Raw genomic sequence first — 14,880 nt, 5'->3', positions numbered from 1 at the left:
AAAGGAGGAACCGATATGAAGCATATTCTGGTTATTGAAGATGAAGCCTTGATTCGAGATGAAATTGTCATCTTGTTAGAGAAAGCGGGTTATCAAGTTGATAAGTTGACTGACTTCAAAGATACAAGCCAGCAAGTGCTGCAATACGATACAGATCTAATCATACTGGATTTGAATTTGCCAGGAGAAACAGGTTTTCAAATTTGTAAAAATCTCAAGTCAAAACGCTCTGTCCCTATATTGGTTCTCACTTCCCGTGAACAATTAAAAGATGAAATCTACGCCCTGAAATTAGGGGCAGATGAGTATCTAACAAAGCCTTTCAAGAAAGAAAGATTTTTGGCACGTATAGAAAATATCTTGAAACGCTATGAAGGCAGACAAAATCTACTTGAAAAAGATAATTTTCTGCTGGATAGACAGACCTATACCCTTTATATCAATGGACACTCGATTTTACTCCCCCAAAATCAAGGGAAATTGTTAGAAACTTTATTAGTGGCAACTGATTCTGTCGTCACAAAAGAAGAACTAAGCATGAAACTGTGGAATACAACTGAGTTCATCGATGAAAATGCCCTTCAAGTAAATATTGCAAGACTCAAAAAGGTGATGAAACAGGCTGGTATTGCACTTCAAGTCAAGTCCGTCAGAGGCATCGGTTACAAATTGGAAGAGGAAAGGGAATATGAAACAGAATCCTAAATATTTGGCTACCTATCTGCCTTGGTTACTTGTTCTCTTAGCATTTGATCTATTCACAGCTGTCCTGCTTTGGCTTTCAGACGTGAGAAAGTTTCAAGCCCTCATCATTCTCTATCTTTTAGCTACTGTCCTGCTCTTTTTCATCCTATCATTCCTACTGATAAGAAAAGAAAGAAAAAAATCCGCTGCCTATAAAGCCTTCATAGCCAATCCCAAGGTCGATACTGAGCTGGAATTATTGCGTTTATCAAGTGCCTCAGAGAAAGAAAGCATCGAAGAAATCGCAAATGCGCTTTACCAAAGGCAAGCGGAAATAGGAAAGCTCAACTCATTACTAGCCGAATACGAGGACTATGTTGAAAAATGGGCTCATGAAATCAAACTCCCTCTATCGCTTCTTTCCCTCCTTTTGGACAATCAAAGTGACCAGTTGCCAAAGGATACAACTTTTAAGTTGGATTATGTGAAAAATCAAATCCAAGGAAATGTATCACAGATACTATTCTATTACAGGATGAAAAGTGAAAAAAATGATTTTCTATTTGAAGAGCTTGACCTCCAAGAGTGTATCCAAGATCTTTTGGAAAACTTTGATCCCTTGCTCAAAGAAAAGAAATTTACGATTCAGCTAGAGAACATACAAGGAATCTGCTACACCGATCAACGCAGTTTTGAATTTATCCTCTCTCAAATACTCGCCAACGCCCTTAAATATAGCTCTGACAAGCCCGAACTCAGTATTTCTATGTCAAAAGATAAGGGGCGCACAAGTCTGATTATTAGGGATAATGGTTGCGGAGTTAAAGCTTGTGACCTTCCTCATATCTTTGAAAAAGGCTTTACAGGTGATTCAGGTGATACAAGGAAAAAATCAACAGGTATGGGGCTCTATCTAGTCAAACAATTAGCAGATGCTTTAAAAATCGAAATTACAGTAAAATCCGAATGGACGCAAGGATTTGAAATCTCTCTTTCTATTTAGTCAATTTTTCGATTAAGAAAATTGCCTAATCATAGAAAGCACATATGCTATATAAAAAAGGAAAGCACTTCTGCTTTCCTTTTTTATTTGCGTTTCTTCTTCGCTTTCTTCATTTTGTTAGCCATGCGTTTCATGGACTGTTTCATAGCAAATTCACCGATTTTACCTTTTAGTCCACCACCAAACATCTGGCTCATATCTGGCATTCCCGCTCCTCCTAGAGCTGATAAGTCAGGCATACCACCTTGTCCCATCATTCCTTCAAGGGCAGACATATCCATTCCTCCCATATTTGGCATATTTTTAGGAAGGTTGTTTGGATTGATTCCCATCTGCTTCATCATTTTGTTCATATCCCCAGACATAACACCCTGCATGAGCTGTTTAGCCTGGTTAAAGTCCTTGATGAATTTATTGACTTCGACAAAGGTATTTCCAGAACCTGCAGCGATACGACGGCGACGGCTTGGATTTAGCAAATCTGGGTTTTCACGTTCTTCAGGTGTCATGGAAGACACAATGGCACGTTTGCGCGCAATCTGGCGTTCATCTACCTTCATGTTTTGAAGGGCTGGGTTGTTAGCCATACCTGGAATCATCTTGAGCAAGTCTTCCATCGGCCCCATGTTTTGCACCTGATCCAACTGATCAATGAAATCATTGAAATCAAAGGTGTTTTCACGCATCTTCTCAGCCATTTCAAGGGCTTTTTGCTCATCGTATTCTTGAGAAGCTTTCTCAATAAGAGTAAGCATATCCCCCATACCAAGGATACGGCTAGACATACGGTCTGGGTGGAAGGTTTCGATATCTGTAATTTTTTCACCTGTACCAGTGAACTTGATTGGTTTTCCAGTGATGTGACGAACCGATAGAGCCGCACCACCACGAGTATCCCCATCAATCTTGGTAAGGATGACCCCAGTGACTTCCAACTGAGCATTAAACTCACGCGCAACATTGGCCGCTTCTTGACCAATCATGGCATCAACCACGAGGAGAATTTCGTTTGGTTGAGCTAGTGCTTTCACGTCACGAAGTTCATTCATCAAAAGCTCATCAATCTGCAAACGACCTGCCGTATCAATCAAGACATAGTCATTATGGTTAGCTTGGGCTTGTTCCAAACCTTGACGAACAATCTCAACAGCTGGAATCTCTGTTCCAAGAGCGAAAACCGGCACATCAATCTGTTGACCCAGAGTTTTCAACTGGTCAATAGCCGCAGGACGATAAATATCCGCCGCAATCATCAAAGGACGAGCATTTTCTTCTTTCTTGAGTTTGTTGGCCAATTTACCAGCAAAAGTTGTTTTACCAGCCCCCTGTAAACCAACCATCATAATGATTGTAGGAATCTTAGGTGACTTGATAATTTCTGCCGTATCAGAACCTAAAACGGCTGTCAGTTCCTCATCAACTATTTTAATAATTTGTTGCGCAGGATTAAGGGTATCAATGACCTCATGCCCAACTGCACGCTCACGAACTTTCTTGATAAAGTCCTTTACAACAGGCAAGGCAACGTCGGCCTCAAGCAAGGCCAAGCGAATTTCTTTGGTTGCCTCTTGGACATCAGATTCAGAGATTTTTCCTTTTTTACGTAGATTTTTAAAGACGTTCTGTAAACGTTCTGTTAAACTTTCAAATGCCATTTTTCTTCCTCTTATTCTCTATTATCAATGCTTGTTAAAATTTCTATCTGCTCTTGCAGAAAGTCATCCTTGGGATAGCGCTCCAAAATCTGGTCAAAAATCTGACTGCGGACAATGTAGTCCGAGTACATGTGCAATTTCATCTCATAATCTTCCAGAATATTTTCTGTCCGCTTGATATTATCATAAACAGCCTGACGACTGACACCAAATTCCTCGGCAATTTCGGCAAGGCTATAATCATCAGCGTAGTAGAGCTCGATATAATTCATTTGCTTATCTGTCAAAAGCGCCGCATAAAATTCAAAGAGCGCATTCATACGGTTGGTTTTTTCGATTTCCATAACTTTTATTATACCAAAAAATCTATTATACTTCTACATTAGAAGTCATTCTAATAAAGATAGAAAAATAAAGGTAAGTTCTAAAAGCAACTTCCACATGACTTTTCAACGTAGAATTTTTTTCGATTTTTGCTTTCTTTTGAGGGGCAAGCGACTTTTTCCCCGTGTTTTTCAGATCCAAGCCAATCTCAACTTCCAGTTGCCACTCATGAACCCAACTTACTTGCCTAGAACTTAGTGAGTATATTTGTGGTTATTGTCTGCGACCATACATAATACGAATCCCATCAATGAAAATCTCAGTTTAGTCAACAAAGAAAAGTCCTTAGAAACTTGTAGTCTAAGGACTTTTCTTTCAACTGACTTTAGTGTTTTACTTTTACCCAATCACACTTCCGTTTGGTACAGCTGAATCAACTGTAAGAAGGGTTAATTGTCCATCATGTTCAGCTGAGAGAATCATCCCTTGACTGACATATTTCTTCATCATCTTGCGTGGTTTGAGATTGGCAACGATTTGAACTTTCTTGCCGACCAATTCTTGTTCATTTGGATAGTATTTTGCAATCCCAGAAAGAATTTGACGATCTTCACCATCGCCAGCATCCAAGCGGAATTGAAGCAACTTATCTGAACCTTCTACTTTAGACACTTCTTTGACTTCTGCGACACGGATTTCGACCTTGTCAAAGTCTTCAAACTTGATTTCTTCCTTGTTTAGTTTGAGTTCAACTTCGTCTGGATTCCATTCTTTTTCGACGGCTGGTTTGTTACCTTCCATTTGTTCCTTGATATAGGCGATTTCTTCTTCCATATCCAGACGTGGGAAGATTGGTGTTCCCTTAGCAACTACAGTCACACCTGCAGGGAAATCAGCCAATTTCAAGTTCTCAAGGCTAGCAACTTCTGCTAAACCAAGTTGAGTCAAAACTGCACGACTGGTTTCCATCATAAATGGCTCAATCAAGTGAGCAACGACGCGAAGGCTGGCTGCCAAGTGGCTCATAACACTTGCCAATTGATCGCGTAGTGCTTCATCCTTTGCCAATACCCATGGAGCTGTCTCGTCTATGTATTTGTTAGTACGAGAGATAAGGGTCCAGACTGCTTCAAGTGCACGTGGGTAGTCAACTGCTTCCATGTAGGTGTGGTAGTCAGCGATTGATTGTTCTGCAACGTCAGCAAGAGCATGGTCAAACTCTGTTACACCCTCTACATAGGCAGGGACTTGCCCGTCAAAGTACTTATTAATCATAGAAACCGTACGGTTGAGGAGGTTTCCAAGGTCATTAGCCAATTCGTAGTTGATACGACCAACGTAGTCTTCAGGAGTAAAGGTTCCGTCTGAACCAACTGGAAGGCTACGCATGAGGTAGTAACGAAGTGGATCTAGACCATAACGTTCTACCAACATTTCAGGGTAAACGACATTCCCTTTAGATTTAGACATTTTGCCGTCTTTCATGACGAACCAACCGTGAGCAATCAAACGATCTGGCAATTTGATATCTAACATCATAAGAAGGATTGGCCAGTAGATTGAGTGGAAACGAAGGATGTCTTTTCCTACCATGTGGAAGACTGTTCCATTCCAGAATTTGTCAAAGTTACCATGTTCATCTTGACCGTATCCAAGCGCTGTCGCATAGTTAAGAAGGGCATCAATCCAAACATAGACAACGTGTTTTGAATTAGATGGCACTGGCACACCCCATGTAAAGGTTGTACGAGAAACCGCCAAATCCTCTAAACCTGGCTCGATAAAGTTGCGAAGCATTTCATTCAGACGACCATCTGGAGTGATAAATTCAGGATGAGCTTTGAAAAATTCTACTAGACGGTCTTGGTATTTGCTGAGACGAAGGAAGTATGATTCTTCAGATACCCATTCAACCTCGTGTCCTGATGGAGCGATACCTCCCGTTACATTTCCGGCTTCATCACGGAATACTTCTGCAAGTTGGCTTTCTGTAAAGAATTCCTCATCTGATACTGAATACCAACCAGAGTATTCACCCAAGTAAATATCATCTTGAGCAAGCAAGCGTTCAAAGACCTGCGCGACAACTTTTTCATGGTAGTCATCAGTTGTACGGATAAATTTATCGTATGAGATATCTAGTAATTGCCAGAGTTCTTTGACTCCAACAGCCATACCATCAACGTAGGATTGTGGTGTAATTCCAGCTTCTTCTGCTTTTTGCTGGATTTTTTGACCATGCTCGTCAAGACCTGTCAAATAAAAAACATCGTAGCCCATCAAGCGTTTGTAACGTGCTAAAACATCACAGGCGATGGTTGTGTAGGCAGATCCGATATGAAGTTTTCCAGATGGATAGTAAATCGGCGTTGTAATATAAAAATTCTTTTCAGACATAATTTTTCCTTTCCAGGCAAATGAAACCTGTTTTTCTAACACTTCATTATATCATATTTTTACTGATTTTCGATAGGGAAATCCATACAAAAAACAAGATAGACGAGTGTCCATCTTGTTTATTCTATTCATAACGAAGGGCTTCAATTGGATCAAGTTTCGATGCCTTGTTGGCTGGCAAAACTCCAAAAATCATACCCACGCTAGCCGAAACTGCAAGACTAAATAGGGCAACTGGGATTGATACTCCTACTTCTATACCAGCTATCAATCCTTGCAAGAGTAGACCAGCTATAGCGGTTAAGCCTGTCGCAATGGTTAGACCAATAACTCCACCAAGCAAGGTCAAAATCATGGATTCAATCAAAAACTGAATTAAAATATTGGCACGCGTTGCACCCAAAGCCTTACGGAGACCAATCTCACGGGTACGCTCTGTAACAGAAACCAGCATGATGTTCATAACACCAGTCCCTCCAACAAAAAGTGAAATTCCTGCAATGGCACTAATAATCGTAGTTATAAAGCCGAACAGTTGTTGTACTTCTTGGAAGGCTGCAGTCGCATCTGCCACCTGATACTCCCCTTGCTGAAGACCAGCAATCTCGGTCAATTTTCTAGCTAATTCTGGTCCCACTGTTGGTGTCAAACTTGTATCATTGACACGGAAGACAATATCAGAAATTTCATCCACATTGAAGTTATTGGCAAGAGAAATATTAGTCGTAATTGGAAGTCCACCAATACCAAAAGTCTTGGCAGTCTTGGCCTCATCGCTGGTATAGACACCAATGACACGATAGCTAAAGCCACCGACATCTATAACCTGGTTAACAGCTTCTTGAGCAGAACCAAACAGGCTATTAGCAAGTTCTTGGTCTAGCAAAATGACACTGGCCACATCTTTATAATCCTGAGCTATGAAACTGCGGCCTGCAACAATTTCATTTTCAACCGCCTTCATGTAAGTAATATTTCCACCTGTTAAGCTAGCACGATCCACTTTTTTGTCTTTATAAGACAAGGTGGTATTGGTCGAGTTGGTTACATAGTAACTATCTACACCTTTAACTTTAGCAGCCTCCTTGACCCAAGCTTCTTGCGGTTTTGGTGGTTCCACAGGAACTTCCTCTTCTTTCCCAGAAACTGTCAATGCTGATTGCTTTTGGGTAAAAGAACCATCTTTGCTTTTGATAGGCGAGAAAAAGACATGGATATTCTTCTGTGACTTGGTCATATTTTTATTAACCTGACGAGACATAGAATCTCCCAGAGCCATAATCACAACAACTGATGAAACACCGATAATAATCCCAATCATAGTGAGAAATGAGCGCATCTTGTGGGCCATGATAGATGAAAAGGCAAATTTCAGATTCTGCATCTTAGTTTTCCTCCTTTTCTAACTGAGCACTATCAGATGAAATAACTCCATCTCGAATGACAATCTGGCGTTTGGCATAAGCAGCGATCTCAGGCTCATGCGTTACCATGATAATGGTTTTTCCTTCTTTATTCAGTTCAACTAATAATTGCATGATTTGGTTACCTGTTTTGGTATCCAAGGCTCCTGTCGGTTCGTCCGCTAGAATAATAGAAGGATTGTTTACCAAGGCACGCGCAATAGCTACACGTTGCTTTTGACCACCAGATAATTCCGAAGGCAAATGGTGACTTCGTTCTGTCAATTCAACCTTATCTAGATATTCCTCAGCTAACTTGCGACGTTTTGAAGTTGAAACTCCCGCATAAATCAAGGGCAATTCTACGTTTTGCAGAGCATTGAGTTTCGATAGAAGAAAGAACTGTTGAAAGACAAACCCGATTTGTTGATTGCGGACCTTGGCTAGTTGTTTTTCACCAAGTCCAGCCACTTCTTGGCCTTCAAGATAATACTCTCCACTGGTTGGTGTATCCAACATGCCAATCGTGTTCATCAGAGTGGACTTACCAGACCCAGAGGGTCCCATGATGGCAACAAACTCACCCTCATTCACTTCTAGGTTGATATTTTTGAGAACCTGCAGTTCTTGGTCACCGTTACGGTAGCTTCTGCAGATATTTTTTAAACTAATTAGTTGCTTCATCAGCCTTCACCTCTTTTCCTTCCTCTAGAGAAGACGTTGGGTTACTGATGACCTTGACTCCATTTGTCAGACCTGAAGTGATTTCTTGGTTGTCTGCATCAGCATTACCCAAACCAACTTCCACTTTCTTGGCCTTTTTCTGCTCGTCAAGTACCCAGACATAGTTCTTATCATTTTCCATAACAATACTTGTTAAAGGAACCAAAATGGCTTTACTTTTATTCTTGACCTCAACACTTACAGAAAATCCTTGTTTCAAGTCACCGATTTCACTTGTAACATCGATAGTATATGGATATTTAGAACCAGAATTACCACCTGCTGCGGCAGTAGCTGCACTTGCTGCTTCACCATTGTTTTTAGGGTAGTCAGAAATGTAGCTAATCTTACCAGTCCAGCTCTTATCTTGGTAAACTTTAGAAGTAAAAGTTACTTCTTGACCTACAGATAAGTTAGCGAGGTTATATTCAGATAGTTCCCCCTTAACTTGCAAATTTTCATTGCTAACGACATGAACTACCACCTGGCTAGCTCCAGTTGGAGATTTAGAAACATTACGGTTGACTTCGACCACAGTTCCTTCTAGAGTGCTGAGGACCGTCATGGCATCCAACTGACTTTGAGCCTTACTTAATTGTGCTGCTGCATCTGCACGAGCATCACGCGCATCCCCTAGTTGCGCATCAATAGATGACACTGCATTTCCTGAGACTGGTGCTGGAGTTTGCCCTGCAGCTCCTTCGCCTCCTGCTGGCACTGGTAACTGTGGAGCCGGAGCTGAAGCGGCTTCATTTCGTGCTTGATTGAGTTCGTTGATATGACGATCTGCCTTCGCAACTGCTCGACTGGCTGAATCATAGGCCGCCTGGGCTTCTGAACTACTGTACTTGACTAAAGCCTGTCCTTCGCTGACCTTATCACCCACAGAAACAAGGATTTCATCTAAATCTCCCTTACTAGCATCAAAATAAACATATTGTTCATTTTTTGCTGTTACTGTCCCTGACAATAAAACAGAGGACGCCACGCTTCCTTCCTTGGCAACAACAAGATGAGTAGGCTCATCTTTTACAGCGGTCTGAGATGGTTGTCTAAAGAGCAAAATCCCCCCAGCCCCCAATACAACTACACTGGCAGCACCGATTGCTGCATACAATTGCCACTTTTTAGCTTTACCATTCTTCTTCATAATGAAACTCCTTTTTAATTTAAAGTCCTTAACAATATTATATAAAAATTAGCAAATATAAACAATAACCGTTCAGAACGAAATAATGACATTTCGGGATTTGATTATTGTTCGGAATCTATTTTTTACTACCATTGTACTAGTTATATAATACACTTTATTTTTCCTTTTTGCAAGCCTTTTCTTTAATTTTTTTAAACGTAGCAGATTTTTGCAATCAGATAAAAAAAAAGATAGAATATGACTATCAAAAAATGACACTCTACTATTTAAAAGAGTACAAAGGAGTTTTTAATGAGAGAATATGATATCATTGCTATCGGTGGAGGTAGCGGAGGAATTGCTACCATGAACCGTGCTGGTGAACACGGAGCTAAAGCAGCCGTTATTGAGGAAAAGAAACTAGGTGGAACCTGCGTCAACGTTGGTTGTGTTCCTAAAAAAATCATGTGGTACGGAGCACAAATTGCTGAGACTTTCCATCAATTTGGAGAAGACTACGGCTTTAAGGCTACTGATCTTAACTTTGACTTTGCAACCCTACGTCGCAATCGTGAAGCCTATATCGATCGCGCTCGTTCTTCTTATGATGGCAGTTTTAAACGCAACGGTGTAGACTTGATTGAAGGTCATGCTGAATTTGTAGATTCTCATACTGTTAGCGTAAATGGTGAACTGATTCGCGCTAAACATATCGTGATTGCTACTGGTGCCCATCCAAGTATTCCAAATATTCCTGGTGCTGAGCTAGGTGGCTCTTCTGATGATGTATTTGCCTGGGAAGAATTGCCAGAGTCAGTTGCTATTCTAGGCGCGGGTTATATTGCCGTTGAATTGGCTGGCGTACTCCACACCTTTGGTGTCAAGACAGACCTCTTTGTTCGTCGTGATCGTCCTTTACGTGGTTTTGATTCTTACATCGTTGAAGGTCTGGTCAAGGAAATGGAAAGAACAAACTTACCACTTCACACTCACAAAGTCCCTGTCAAGTTAGAAAAAACTACTGATGGCATTACCATTCATTTCGAAGATGGTACTAGTCACACAGCTAGTCAAGTTATCTGGGCTACAGGTCGCCGTCCAAACGTTAAGGGCTTGCAACTTGAAAAAGCTGGAGTAACTCTGAACGAACGTGGCTTTATCCAAGTGGATGAATACCAAAATACTGTTGTTGAAGGAATCTACGCTCTAGGTGATGTAACGGGCGAAAAAGAACTAACTCCAGTTGCTATCAAGGCTGGACGTACTTTGTCTGAGCGTCTCTTTAACGGAAAAACAACTGCTAAAATGGACTACACAACTATTCCAACTGTTGTCTTTTCACACCCTGCTATCGGAACTGTTGGATTGACAGAAGAGCAAGCTATTAAAGAATACGGTCAAGACCAAATCAAGGTTTACAAATCAAGCTTTACTTCTATGTACTCTGCTTGCACCAGCAATCGTCAAGAAACTCGTTTCAAATTGATCACAGCTGGTTCAGAAGAAAAAGTTGTCGGACTTCATGGAATTGGCTACGGTGTTGATGAAATGATTCAAGGATTTGCTGTTGCTATCAAAATGGGAGCAACCAAGGCAGACTTTGATGCAACTGTGGCGATTCACCCAACTGCATCCGAAGAATTTGTAACTATGCGTTAATCGAAATAAAAGAAGCTGATACAATGTTGTCTGCTTCTTTTTTGATGATTTACGAATCGATGAAAACAACTTACTCAGTCAGCAAATCGGCTGTTACAGTATTTGTTACCTTATTTTTAAAAATCGGTTGACAATAATTCTCCTACGAGTATAATTGTTACTATACATTAGAAAAGAGGTTAACTATTTTGAAAAAAGCTCATATTTATGCCATCCCTGCTATTGGGGCTGCTCTCATTGCTGTATTGGCACAAATCAGTCTTCCAATTGGACCTGTTCCCTTCACTCTGCAAAACTTTGCAATCGGCTTGATTGCTACTGTCTTTAGACCGAGAGAGGCTGTACTTTCTGTTGGACTCTATCTTCTTCTAGGTGCTATCGGTCTTCCTGTCTTTGCAGGAGGTGGAGCTGGATTGCAGGCGCTAGTTGGTCCTACTGCAGGTTATCTTTGGTTTTATCTTGTTTACTCTGGACTTACTTCATCTCTAACTGACAGCAAGAGTGGAGTTGTCAAGATTTTTCTTGCAAACCTCTTGGGTGATGCCCTTGTCTTTGTCGGCGGGATTCTAAGCTTGCATTTCCTAGCTGGAATGGCATTTGAAAAAGCTCTTGTGGTGGGGGTTCTTCCCTTTATCATTCCAGACCTTGGTAAACTTCTTGCTATTAGTCTTATTAGTCGTCCACTACTTCAACGCCTTAAAAATCAGGCTTACTTTGCTAACTAAAAAAGGATATCGAGTTGTCATGACTCAATATCCTTTTCTTTCATTTTGAAAACTTAGTTTCCTTTAAAGGCATCCACCATGGTTTGAAATTCTTCATTGGAGAGAGTAATCCCTTTGCCCATTTTAGTATGATCTGGACTCCAAGCACGAATATCAAACTTTGCAGGAGCACCATTAAAGCTCACACGGTTGATTTCCTTGGTCCAACCTTTTTCGTTTTCAGAAAGAGTCAACAAGTGCTCTTCGATTTCAAATGTAAATTCTGCCATTTTCTTCTCCTTTTTTAGCTTTCATTTGATTATTCGTAAAATCTTGTAGATTTTAGGAAAATTTTATATAATATTGATATAAAAGAAGGGAGGCCACTATGAGACATAAATTCCAGCAAGTTCTAGATAAAATACATGAATTTTTAAATGGACATGATCAACCAGACCAGACTGAAACCAACTCCCTTACAGCCACTATTGAAGAGGCTATCCAGAAACAAACTGCTGTTCACCTTATCTTGTCTGAGGCAAGCTTTACAGGTGACATCATCAAATACGATCAGCAACGCCAGCAAATTATCGTGAAAAATTTTGCCAAAAATGTGACCCGTATTATCCGCATAAGCGATATTCAACGCCTACGATTTGTCCCGTCAACTGTCCAAACAGCCCAAAAAAATAGATTTAAGAAAGAGTGAGATGTAGTTGCTTCATCCCACTCTTTTTTCTTAGCGAATTTGTTCAAAATGTAAATGAACTGCGATATGATCTCCATAACCACTTCTTTCCAAGTCACGTTGTAGACGATAGGAAATGTAGTGTTCTGCTATGGTAATGTAACCTGCACCCAGTAAACGATGTTCAACCATAGACTGAATCATGCTGATGGTAGCACGTTCTACCTTGGCTTCTTCCAAGTCCAAAACCACTTTCTTAGTGACTTGTGCAAGGTTTTGACGCAAATCATCTGTCAATACGTAGACAGTCTGGGCTGCCTTTAAGATAGCTTGGTAAATCTTGTCTGGATTAAATTCAGCAATTTCTCCATCACGTTTGATTACTTGCATAGGTTTCTCCTTTATTCTTTGTTTTCTTTAATTTCTGCCAGCATTTTTTCTTCTTCTGCTGTCAGTTGATAATGTTCAAGCAAATCCGGTCTGCGCTCGTAGGTTTTCTTTAAACTCTCATACAGGCGCCACTGACGAATCTTTTCATGGTGCCCGCTCATCAGAACATCTGGGACAACCATGCCTCGATAATCATAGGGACGTGTGTACTGAGGGTATTCAAGAAGGCCTGAAGAAAAACTATCATCTTGGTGGCTAGACTCCTTGCCAATCACTTCTGGAATCAGGCGTACCGTAGCATCAATCATGGTCATGGCCGCCAATTCACCACCAGTCAGGACATAGTCCCCCAAAGAAATCTCATCTGTCACCAAGGTCTTAATACGCTCATCATACCCTTCGTAGTGACCACAGATAAAAATTAGCTCTTCCTCTTGAGCCAAATCCTCAGCATAAGCTTGATCAAACTGCTTTCCAGCAGGATCGAGGAGAATGACGCGCGGATTTTTCTTTTCAATAGCATCAAAGGCATCGAAAATGGGTTGGGCTCGGAGCAACATCCCCTGACCGCCTCCGTAAGGCTCATCGTCGACATGGCGGGCCTTTTCAGCGTATTCTCGAAAATTATGATACTGGATATCCAAGAGCCCCTTTTCTCTAGCCTTTCCGACGATTGAGTGCTCCAGCGGAGAAAACATCTCTGGAAAGAGGGTTAAAATATCAATCTTCATCGTCTAACCCTTCTAAGATTTCCACATCGACCCGTTTATTTGGAATATCAACATTGAGAACCACTGGTGGAATATAAGGTAAAAGCAAGTCACGTTTACCTTTTCGCTTGACTACCCAGACATCGTTGGCACCTGGTTGTAGGATTTCCTTGATGGTTCCAACCAAGTCATCTCCCTCATAGACTTCCAAACCGATAATCTCGTGATAGTAGAATTCACCATCATCTAAATCATTTAAATCTTCCTCAGCGACCTTGAGACTGTATCCCTTATACTTTTCGATAGCGTTGATATGGTACATATCTTTGAATTTAATAATGTCAAAGTTCTTCTGTTTACGGTGGCTAGCGATGGTCACTGTTTGGACAAACTGATCTTTTTCATCAAACAAGGCCAGCCCAGCCCCTTTTTTAAACCGTTCTTCTGCAAAATCCGTCACAGACAAGACTCGCATCTCACCCTGCAACCCCTGCGTATTGACGATTTTCCCAACATTAAAGTAGTTCATCTTGTCTCCTGTACTCTATTTCTATCCATCTTATTCTAACAATTCTCGAATAATAGTCGCAATTTTTTCTGATTCTGACCATTGTAAATAATGGTGATTCCCTCCTAAAATGAGTTTAGTATTGGAAGTCCAATATTCTGATTCTCTGTACTCTTTTTCTCTATAAGCCTGACAAAAAATAAATACAGGGGTACAAGTTTCTATCGACAAATTCTCAAAATCTTCCTCAGTAATCTCTCCAGATATCTGAAATCCTGGATCTTGATTTTCCAACTCTGAGCCTTTTCCCTGCATTATTTCCCAGATTTCTTTATTAATTTCAGGTCTAAATGTTGCTTGAGTTAAGTTCTTAAAATAAAGTTCAGGACCATACTCGTCAATCAGTCTCATCTGCTCTTCCATTTCTGGATAAGGATTTTCTGAAAAATCAGCAAACATGACTTTTTTAGTTGTCGGTTCCATTGCTACTAAAGCCTGACACTTAATTGGTTTGTTGAGCAATTTACAAGCTAAAATTCCACTCAAACTATGTACACAAAGTATATATTCAGAAATCCCTAATTCTTCAAGTACTTCATAAACCGCATCTGCAAGATTATCTAGATTTTTTCCAGCTTGGTCATGAATCGGACTCCTACCTGTGTTCGGAAAATCAATTGTCAAATAACCAATTGTAGGAGGAAGTTTTTCAAGTATAAGTGAAAAATTTTCATAACTTGGTAGCAAACCTGCGCCACTTAAACAAACTAGCACTTTCTTTTGCTTTTGATAAGTAACTGAGAGACTACCAATTTCTGTAGATACTTCAATCCTCTTCATAAAGAAATACACTCATTCTATATAATGAATTATTAAAAATCCTTATCCTTTATTTTAACA

Annotated in this window: 16 protein-coding genes; 5 read left to right on the top strand and 11 right to left on the bottom strand. The window is 40.5% G+C overall.

All coding sequences use genetic code 11. The annotated features are described in order from the left end of the window. Positions 1-15: 15 nt before the first annotated feature. Positions 16-705 (top strand): response regulator transcription factor, encoded by a 690-nt coding sequence (locus tag HMPREF2628_RS05745; protein WP_042751014.1) that lies wholly within the window; start codon positions 16-18, stop codon positions 703-705. Then, a complete protein-coding gene (locus HMPREF2628_RS05740) occupies positions 689-1,687 on the top strand; it encodes a sensor histidine kinase (protein WP_070842599.1) in 999 nt (332 codons plus the stop codon). Before HMPREF2628_RS05745 ends, HMPREF2628_RS05740 begins: the two co-directional genes overlap by 17 nt. 83 nt (positions 1,688-1,770) lie before the next feature. Here HMPREF2628_RS05740 and ffh read toward each other — a convergent pair whose 3' ends face one another. The 6 genes from ffh to HMPREF2628_RS05710 form a co-directional block, all read right to left on the bottom strand. After that, on the bottom strand, positions 1,771-3,342 hold the full coding sequence (gene ffh, locus HMPREF2628_RS05735) for a signal recognition particle protein (protein ID WP_070842598.1): 1,572 nt from the start codon (positions 3,340-3,342) through the stop codon (positions 1,771-1,773). An 11-nt stretch (positions 3,343-3,353) separates the two neighbouring features. Next, positions 3,354-3,686, bottom strand: coding sequence for a putative DNA-binding protein (locus tag HMPREF2628_RS05730; RefSeq protein ID WP_070842597.1), 333 nt, complete (start codon positions 3,684-3,686; stop codon positions 3,354-3,356). Between the two features lie 379 nt (positions 3,687-4,065). Next, positions 4,066-6,063 (bottom strand): methionine--tRNA ligase, encoded by a 1,998-nt coding sequence (gene metG, locus HMPREF2628_RS05725; RefSeq protein ID WP_070842596.1) that lies wholly within the window; start codon positions 6,061-6,063, stop codon positions 4,066-4,068. A 124-nt stretch (positions 6,064-6,187) separates the two neighbouring features. Next, positions 6,188-7,447, bottom strand: a complete 1,260-nt coding sequence (locus HMPREF2628_RS05720) for an ABC transporter permease (RefSeq protein ID WP_070842595.1) — start codon at positions 7,445-7,447, stop codon at positions 6,188-6,190. 1 nt (position 7,448) lies between these two features. Further along, positions 7,449-8,150 (bottom strand): ABC transporter ATP-binding protein, encoded by a 702-nt coding sequence (locus HMPREF2628_RS05715; RefSeq protein WP_070842594.1) that lies wholly within the window; start codon positions 8,148-8,150, stop codon positions 7,449-7,451. After that, positions 8,134-9,342 (bottom strand): efflux RND transporter periplasmic adaptor subunit, encoded by a 1,209-nt coding sequence (locus HMPREF2628_RS05710; RefSeq protein WP_070842593.1) that lies wholly within the window; start codon positions 9,340-9,342, stop codon positions 8,134-8,136. The genes HMPREF2628_RS05715 and HMPREF2628_RS05710 overlap by 17 nt, the downstream gene beginning before the upstream one ends. 291 nt (positions 9,343-9,633) lie before the next feature. On the opposite strand from HMPREF2628_RS05710, the gene gor reads away from it, so the two are divergent. Both gor and HMPREF2628_RS05700 read left to right on the top strand, forming a co-directional pair. Beyond that, a complete protein-coding gene (gene gor / locus HMPREF2628_RS05705; RefSeq protein ID WP_070842592.1) occupies positions 9,634-10,980 on the top strand; it encodes a glutathione-disulfide reductase in 1,347 nt (448 codons plus the stop codon). A 188-nt stretch (positions 10,981-11,168) separates the two neighbouring features. Then, positions 11,169-11,705 carry a biotin transporter BioY gene (locus HMPREF2628_RS05700; protein WP_070842591.1) on the top strand — a complete coding sequence of 179 codons (537 nt, stop codon included), beginning with the start codon at positions 11,169-11,171 and terminating at the stop codon, positions 11,703-11,705. Positions 11,706-11,758: 53 nt separating this feature from the next. Here HMPREF2628_RS05700 and HMPREF2628_RS05695 read toward each other — a convergent pair whose 3' ends face one another. After that, positions 11,759-11,974, bottom strand: coding sequence for a YdbC family protein (locus HMPREF2628_RS05695; protein ID WP_000807422.1), 216 nt, complete (start codon positions 11,972-11,974; stop codon positions 11,759-11,761). A 98-nt stretch (positions 11,975-12,072) separates the two neighbouring features. On the opposite strand from HMPREF2628_RS05695, the gene HMPREF2628_RS05690 reads away from it, so the two are divergent. Next, positions 12,073-12,393: a hypothetical protein gene (locus HMPREF2628_RS05690; protein WP_070842590.1), complete on the top strand. Its 321-nt coding sequence runs from the start codon at positions 12,073-12,075 to the stop codon at positions 12,391-12,393. 30 nt (positions 12,394-12,423) lie between these two features. Here the strand turns inward: HMPREF2628_RS05690 and HMPREF2628_RS05685 are convergent, their stop codons facing one another. From HMPREF2628_RS05685 to HMPREF2628_RS05670, 4 genes are read right to left on the bottom strand one after another with little or no spacing between them, the layout of a single operon-like run. Further along, a complete protein-coding gene (locus tag HMPREF2628_RS05685; RefSeq protein ID WP_001196040.1) occupies positions 12,424-12,762 on the bottom strand; it encodes an ATP cone domain-containing protein in 339 nt (112 codons plus the stop codon). An 11-nt stretch (positions 12,763-12,773) separates the two neighbouring features. Then, positions 12,774-13,493: a tRNA (guanosine(37)-N1)-methyltransferase TrmD gene (gene trmD / locus HMPREF2628_RS05680; protein ID WP_000686933.1), complete on the bottom strand. Its 720-nt coding sequence runs from the start codon at positions 13,491-13,493 to the stop codon at positions 12,774-12,776. After that, positions 13,483-14,001 carry a ribosome maturation factor RimM gene (gene rimM / locus HMPREF2628_RS05675; RefSeq protein WP_070842589.1) on the bottom strand — a complete coding sequence of 173 codons (519 nt, stop codon included), beginning with the start codon at positions 13,999-14,001 and terminating at the stop codon, positions 13,483-13,485. Before rimM ends, trmD begins: the two co-directional genes overlap by 11 nt. 30 nt (positions 14,002-14,031) lie before the next feature. Further along, positions 14,032-14,820, bottom strand: a complete 789-nt coding sequence (locus HMPREF2628_RS05670) for an alpha/beta fold hydrolase (RefSeq protein ID WP_070842588.1) — start codon at positions 14,818-14,820, stop codon at positions 14,032-14,034. Positions 14,821-14,880 lie beyond the last annotated feature (60 nt).

The organism is Streptococcus sp. HMSC063B03, from assembly GCF_001836965.1.
Taxonomy (GTDB): domain Bacteria; phylum Bacillota; class Bacilli; order Lactobacillales; family Streptococcaceae; genus Streptococcus; species Streptococcus pneumoniae_F.
Note: the sequence above shows the minus strand (reverse complement) of the source record. Positions and strands in the feature narration are given on the sequence as shown.

Coding starts and splice junctions, on each gene's coding strand:
- HMPREF2628_RS05745 (WP_042751014.1), top strand. CDS start 16: ATGAAGCATATTCTGGTTATTGAAGATGAAGCCTTGATTCGAGATGAA.
- HMPREF2628_RS05740 (WP_070842599.1), top strand. CDS start 689: ATGAAACAGAATCCTAAATATTTGGCTACCTATCTGCCTTGGTTACTT.
- ffh (WP_070842598.1), bottom strand. CDS start 3,342: ATGGCATTTGAAAGTTTAACAGAACGTTTACAGAACGTCTTTAAAAAT.
- HMPREF2628_RS05730 (WP_070842597.1), bottom strand. CDS start 3,686: ATGGAAATCGAAAAAACCAACCGTATGAATGCGCTCTTTGAATTTTAT.
- metG (WP_070842596.1), bottom strand. CDS start 6,063: ATGTCTGAAAAGAATTTTTATATTACAACGCCGATTTACTATCCATCT.
- HMPREF2628_RS05720 (WP_070842595.1), bottom strand. CDS start 7,447: ATGCAGAATCTGAAATTTGCCTTTTCATCTATCATGGCCCACAAGATG.
- HMPREF2628_RS05715 (WP_070842594.1), bottom strand. CDS start 8,150: ATGAAGCAACTAATTAGTTTAAAAAATATCTGCAGAAGCTACCGTAAC.
- gor (WP_070842592.1), top strand. CDS start 9,634: ATGAGAGAATATGATATCATTGCTATCGGTGGAGGTAGCGGAGGAATT.
- HMPREF2628_RS05695 (WP_000807422.1), bottom strand. CDS start 11,974: ATGGCAGAATTTACATTTGAAATCGAAGAGCACTTGTTGACTCTTTCT.
- HMPREF2628_RS05690 (WP_070842590.1), top strand. CDS start 12,073: ATGAGACATAAATTCCAGCAAGTTCTAGATAAAATACATGAATTTTTA.
- HMPREF2628_RS05685 (WP_001196040.1), bottom strand. CDS start 12,762: ATGCAAGTAATCAAACGTGATGGAGAAATTGCTGAATTTAATCCAGAC.
- trmD (WP_000686933.1), bottom strand. CDS start 13,493: ATGAAGATTGATATTTTAACCCTCTTTCCAGAGATGTTTTCTCCGCTG.
- rimM (WP_070842589.1), bottom strand. CDS start 14,001: ATGAACTACTTTAATGTTGGGAAAATCGTCAATACGCAGGGGTTGCAG.
- HMPREF2628_RS05670 (WP_070842588.1), bottom strand. CDS start 14,820: ATGAAGAGGATTGAAGTATCTACAGAAATTGGTAGTCTCTCAGTTACT.